The sequence below is a fragment of the Priestia sp. P5_B4 genome (genome assembly GCF_056400385.1).
Window position 1 is genome coordinate 1 of the sequence record NZ_JBFULJ010000243.1, and the last position, 4,963, is coordinate 4,963.

A 4,963-nucleotide genomic window follows, 5' to 3' on the forward strand; every position below is an offset into this window, starting at 1 on the left:
CGGCTTCCAGTATCAGAGAGGAACCAATCAAAAACAAAGACGGAAGCTGGAACTATCTGTACGCTTTAAAACTAACGCAAGCGGACACGAACGGAGACGGGAAAATCGATGTGGAAGGCTACAATGTGCTAGATCATATTGATCCAAATAAAAACTATCAAATCAGCGCGCAGTTCACAAGTCTAGAATTTGAAAAGAATCCTGCTCAGACGAAAAGCGGGAACTACCGGGATTCCTACGGAGAAATTAAAGGAAATTGGACGGTTCATACAAGCGTAAACGGCTCAAAAATCATCGCTGATACAAAAGTGTATCCGTTAAATAAAGAAATTCCGATTAATGAAAAAGGAATAGAAGGCGTATTGTCTATTAAAGAAGTTCGCGTATCCCCTGTTTCGATTAAGCTGCACTATACGTTTACATCGTCAAAAGGAAATGCGCAAATTGGTACACAAGTCGGTGTTACTGTTAAAGATCAAAATGGAAGAGACCTCTTTGAAGGCGGCAGTGGAGGAGGAACAAACAAGGTGCTAGAGATGGACGAAGAGTACCGAAATGATAAAGACGTGACTATGCTTCGGTTTATTCCGTATATTTACGACGGAAAAAGAGAAACGTCAAAAGACTTAACCTCAGACGCCTTTAATTTGAAGGTGAACAACAAATAACAAAATAAAAACCAGATGCCTGCTTAGCGTGCATCTGGTTTTTTATTAGATATCCATTTTATTTAACAAGCGAAGAAACGTTTGTAATTCTTCATCCGTAAAATGGCTAAGCTTTTCACCATATTCTTTGGTGAGTACTTTTTCCATTTCTTCTGCAAACGCTTTTCCTTTATCCGTAATGGATAAGTAGACAACGCGGCGGTCTTTTTGACTGCGTACGCGCGTGACAAATTCTCTTTCCATGAGGCGGTCGCTGACGCACGTCATGCTGCTGTTTGAGATGTGCATATGCTCTGCAATCTCAGAAACGATATGATTGCCTTCTTTATACAGCAGGCGAAGCGCTAAAAATTCATTTAAAGGAATATATGATTTTAAAGTGGGGATAACCGATAGCTGCATTTTTTTCGTTTGGTTTCGCATCGTTGAAACCACATTTTGGATAAGTTGATCTCGTGTATTCATAGAGGTTGTATGCTCCTTTTTCCGTTCAAACAATTCTTTTTCTTCTATTGTACCATATTGATTGTACATAAAGAGAAGCGGCAGGTTTTTTAGTGGGAAAAAGAGAAGTAGTACATATCTGTTGCGATAGAAAGGGGCTTGAGTGATGGAAAAAGTAATTGAGTTTAAAACGACGCTGCTTCCTTTTGATGGAGCAAAAAAGCTTGTGAATGCAAATAATTCGGAAAGTGACTTATTATACAAGGAATATTATGATCTCGGAGATGGCAAGCAGATGTGTACGCTTGTGTTTGAACGCTATTTTTTCCGCACCGGCGGCAGGGGATCACTAACGATTATTTTAGAAAATGTGTCCGGTCCAAACAAAGTAAAGTGTATTCCTTCAGGAAGCGCAGAAGGGATATTAAATATTGATTGGGGAGCAAGCAAGGATTTTGTGCGATGGGTAGAAAACGCCCTCTCATCGTACACGTTAGAAGAACCGCAAAGATAAAGGCAAAGCTGGAGAAGGCAATAAGCTTTTTCAGCTTTTTTTGTGAAGCGAAGGGCGAGTAGAGAAATGAAAAGATGCAAAAGCTACTGTAGAAATAAGAACTTTATGTGGACAATAAGCACTTTTTCTCTTTTTACCGGATAAATGAGTATAATATGAAATTGCAGGAAGACTTCACATTTACATAACAAAGGAGAACAACATAATGAAAAAACTCAGCATCGTATTATTTGTTTTAATGATAGCTATAGTAGGCTGTTCAAAAGGAAATGATTCAAGTTCAAAAGAAGTAAAAGGAACGATTGAAGTACCGGAATCAATTCAAGCAAATGAACAAGTCAAGCTTAAAGTCCTTGTGACACAAGGAGATAAAAAAGTGGAAAACGCCGATGACGTACAGTTCCAAGTTGAAAAAGAAGGCTATATCAATCAAGAAATGACAAAAGCACCGCACGAAGGAAAAGGTGTATACAGCACGGACTATACGTTTAAAGAAGACGGCGAATATATGATTACCGCTCACGTGACGGTAGACGGTGACATGAAAATGTTTACGAAAAAAGTAGAGGTAGGTAAGTCTAAAGAGTAAAGCTTATAGTTGCAGAAGGGGCTTATATAGCCATGTAAAAGAGAATGCCTCGTGCATTCTCTTTTTTAGTAAGATGGCTTTAATCTAAGTAGTTCGATAGCTCAATCAAATTGTAATCAGGATCTCTAATATAAACAGAAACAATAGGGCCTACAGCACCTGTTCGTTTGACGGGTCCTTCTTCAATTTCTATATCATGTTTTTGTAAATGACTAATTACGCTTTCGATTTTTTCTTCTGTGATAAAACATAAATCAGCAGAGCCGGGAAGAGGATGCTTTGCTTTTGGCTCAAATTCATGGCCCGCTTGATGTAAGTTTATTTTTTGTTCACCAAAACGAAGCGCTATTCTTCCTTCTCCGAACGTTTCTTTTTTCATGCCTAAAATAACCGTATAAAAGTGAGTCGTTTTTTCAATGTCTTTTACCGTTAGCACAAAATGGTCTAATTTTTTAATCATTTCGTTTCCTCCTCACAATGTAAGCTTTCTTTCTCTGACGATAGGGTAAGTACTGGGTGAGCTTTGAGAAATTTTTCTATAAATAAGTATATCATTTGTAAAAAGGAGAATAGACAAAGACAGCTGTATGTCAATTTTTAGTTCAAAAGAGTGTTTTATAAAGGGCCTGTTTTTTAAAATATTGTGGTTTTACACAATGCATTAAAGGGTTGTGGAATTTTATGTTAATATTGGATAAGGAGTGGCATTTATTTTAGTAACTTGGTCTGGAAAGTTTGTTGATTAGATGTGTTAAAAATTTAAATATATATATGAATGGAGAGGCTCGTATGTCTATGGGGATACTTTCTTTAATCACTTTTGTTGTCTGGTTTGCAGCCATTCAAGAGTTTTTAAAACCTGAAAAGAATCAGAGTAACCGAAAAATAATGATGTTAACATCCGCAGGCTCCTTGCTGACGTTAGTTCTGACCATTTCACTTTTTCAAACCCTATAAAAATACCTCGAAAAGCAGTTTTCCTCGGCTATTAGCAGCGTAATGTAGGCAGCCCTGAGTTCTTCCATGGCTGTATAATTTGATTTTCTGCAATATCCGAAAAAATGATGGTAAAAGGGAAGGGGATTAGGAATAACCTTTCTTTTTTGCTCCGCTTATTTTGCAGAAAAAAAGAAAAAGAAGCTTATGAACTGATGATTCGTAAGCTTCTTTTTTGTTTTATACGATTATCTTATTTATAAACGCTGGACGGGATTTTAAACGTATGAATGCCGTTAGAATAAGGGCCGTACTCATACTCACCAAATATAATGGCAATGCCGCTACTTGTGTAGTAAAACTGATCTTCTTTTAAGTTTACAGACTTAAATTCATTAACCCAGAACTGAGCACCTTTTTTATTGCGAGCAATCATTTCATTACGAATATAGTTATTAACTTTATTCAACTTAGTGTTGTTGTTAATAATATCYTTCAAGCTAATTTGTCGAGCTTTCAATAAATCGTAATTATAAGTATCAATCCAAGCGTTGCCGTGAGCGCCGCCAGCGTATGCATCATTCGTAATAGCAACACTTAAAATATTATCTTGGTTGTAAGGTACAGAGTATGTCATATTACGAGAATAAGGACCTGGTGCCCAGCCGTTTTTGCGGTCTTCCTTTTCTTGTTCTTTTAGCTCGTTGTGTTCTTTTTGTGCTTCTTTCGCAATGTTTAAAAACTTTCGATTATAGCTAGCCTCAAATGGTTTATTGATAAGGCCGGATACCTGCGGATAGCTAATGTTGCTTGCTAAAGATTTCTTCGTAACCGTTACTCCTAGTGCTTGAATTTTGTCACTAGGTGCTTTTTCATACTTAATACTTGATGACTTCTGAGCATAGGTACCCTTTGATACCCCATACAGACCACCAAATTTGCTGGACTCAGAATACACGCGGAATACTTGCCCTTTTGTCACTTTTCTAGCCGCTACTAACTTGTTGTTTTTAATGTTGTAAAGATTCGTGTTCTTTAAAACGGTAACGCGTCCTATTTGCCCTTTAACCAGTTCCTGATTCCCCCACACGACTTTTGCTTCTGCAACTGTTTGCGGAGCAAGCGGTGAGAATAACAAAGCCAAACCTAAAACAACTGCGCTAACTCTTTTGAACTTTTTCATAAAAGCCCCCTAAAGTGATTTTTTGAGGTTTTAAAGCTAATCAATACTTTATTTTCAAAAAAAACCCATTCACTAGTATAGCATATTTTTACAGTTTTTCACTTTTGTTAATTCGTGTTTACTAAATTATTTTTCGACTTGATTCCTCTTATTAAATGATTAAATAAAATAGCCGGCGCACTTTATGCCTTCAGTAGAAATAAGAAAAAACACAGTATTTTACCCTAGACTAAAAAAGTTTCCTGTGGTAAACTTTCGGTATCATGACAAGTAAAAACTGAAAATTTTAAATAAATGATGCTGACATGTTCATTTTTCTGCACCAGCAGAATACCTTATTAAAAATCAACGAGCATATTTTTTTTACCTTAAAAGTTGGTCTGGTGAAAAAAACATAACCTTAGGTAAAAAATGAGAAGGGACGAAAAATAGATGGCTAGTGTAAATAATTATCCATTGTCTACATTTACGACAGGTGAAACGGTACAGCTAGAGCGAATCGAAATCGAAGGTGCCTTAAAGCGACGCTTGTTAGATTTAGGATTTATTCCAGGAGCAATTATCAAAGTGCTTCAAAAAAGCCCGTTAGGAGATCCTGTTGCTTATCAAGTCAGTCATACAACGATTGG

General features: G+C 36.8%; 8 protein-coding genes. 5 read left to right on the forward strand and 3 right to left on the reverse strand.

From position 1 onward, the window contains the following. The coding region (locus tag AC1DRF_RS16465; RefSeq protein WP_477741176.1) for a DUF5643 domain-containing protein at positions 1 to 668 on the forward strand (668 nt) is incomplete at its 5' end. A 45-nt stretch (positions 669 to 713) separates the two neighbouring features. Here AC1DRF_RS16465 and AC1DRF_RS16470 read toward each other — a convergent pair. Next, positions 714 to 1,133 (reverse strand): MarR family winged helix-turn-helix transcriptional regulator, encoded by a 420-nt coding sequence (locus AC1DRF_RS16470; protein ID WP_016765035.1) that lies wholly within the window; start codon positions 1,131 to 1,133, stop codon positions 714 to 716. Between the two features lie 145 nt (positions 1,134 to 1,278). Between AC1DRF_RS16470 and AC1DRF_RS16475 the strand changes: the two genes are divergently transcribed. Next, a complete protein-coding gene (locus AC1DRF_RS16475) occupies positions 1,279 to 1,626 on the forward strand; it encodes a DUF6054 family protein (protein WP_028409537.1) in 348 nt (115 codons plus the stop codon). Between the two features lie 205 nt (positions 1,627 to 1,831). Beyond that, positions 1,832 to 2,215 carry a FixH family protein gene (locus tag AC1DRF_RS16480; RefSeq protein WP_013058250.1) on the forward strand — a complete coding sequence of 128 codons (384 nt, stop codon included), beginning with the start codon at positions 1,832 to 1,834 and terminating at the stop codon, positions 2,213 to 2,215. A gap of 79 nt (positions 2,216 to 2,294) precedes the next feature. Here AC1DRF_RS16480 and AC1DRF_RS16485 read toward each other — a convergent pair whose 3' ends face one another. After that, positions 2,295 to 2,675 (reverse strand): VOC family protein, encoded by a 381-nt coding sequence (locus AC1DRF_RS16485; protein WP_427075780.1) that lies wholly within the window; start codon positions 2,673 to 2,675, stop codon positions 2,295 to 2,297. A 329-nt stretch (positions 2,676 to 3,004) separates the two neighbouring features. Here AC1DRF_RS16485 and AC1DRF_RS16490 point away from each other — a divergent pair, with 329 nt between their 5' ends. Further along, positions 3,005 to 3,172, forward strand: a complete 168-nt coding sequence (locus AC1DRF_RS16490; RefSeq protein WP_098247867.1) for a hypothetical protein — start codon at positions 3,005 to 3,007, stop codon at positions 3,170 to 3,172. A 232-nt stretch (positions 3,173 to 3,404) separates the two neighbouring features. Here the strand turns inward: AC1DRF_RS16490 and AC1DRF_RS16495 are convergent, their stop codons facing one another. After that, the gene (locus AC1DRF_RS16495) at positions 3,405 to 4,334 is read right to left on the reverse strand and encodes a DUF3298 and DUF4163 domain-containing protein (RefSeq protein ID WP_043981075.1); all 930 of its coding nucleotides are present in this window, start codon (positions 4,332 to 4,334) and stop codon (positions 3,405 to 3,407) included. 432 nt (positions 4,335 to 4,766) lie between these two features. Between AC1DRF_RS16495 and AC1DRF_RS16500 the strand changes: the two genes are divergently transcribed. After that, on the forward strand, positions 4,767 to 4,963 hold a 197-nt coding region (locus AC1DRF_RS16500; protein ID WP_477741177.1), incomplete at its 3' end, for a FeoA family protein.

Coding starts and splice junctions, on each gene's coding strand:
- AC1DRF_RS16470 (WP_016765035.1), bottom strand. CDS start 1,133: ATGAATACACGAGATCAACTTATCCAAAATGTGGTTTCAACGATGCGA.
- AC1DRF_RS16475 (WP_028409537.1), top strand. CDS start 1,279: ATGGAAAAAGTAATTGAGTTTAAAACGACGCTGCTTCCTTTTGATGGA.
- AC1DRF_RS16480 (WP_013058250.1), top strand. CDS start 1,832: ATGAAAAAACTCAGCATCGTATTATTTGTTTTAATGATAGCTATAGTA.
- AC1DRF_RS16485 (WP_427075780.1), bottom strand. CDS start 2,675: ATGATTAAAAAATTAGACCATTTTGTGCTAACGGTAAAAGACATTGAA.
- AC1DRF_RS16490 (WP_098247867.1), top strand. CDS start 3,005: ATGTCTATGGGGATACTTTCTTTAATCACTTTTGTTGTCTGGTTTGCA.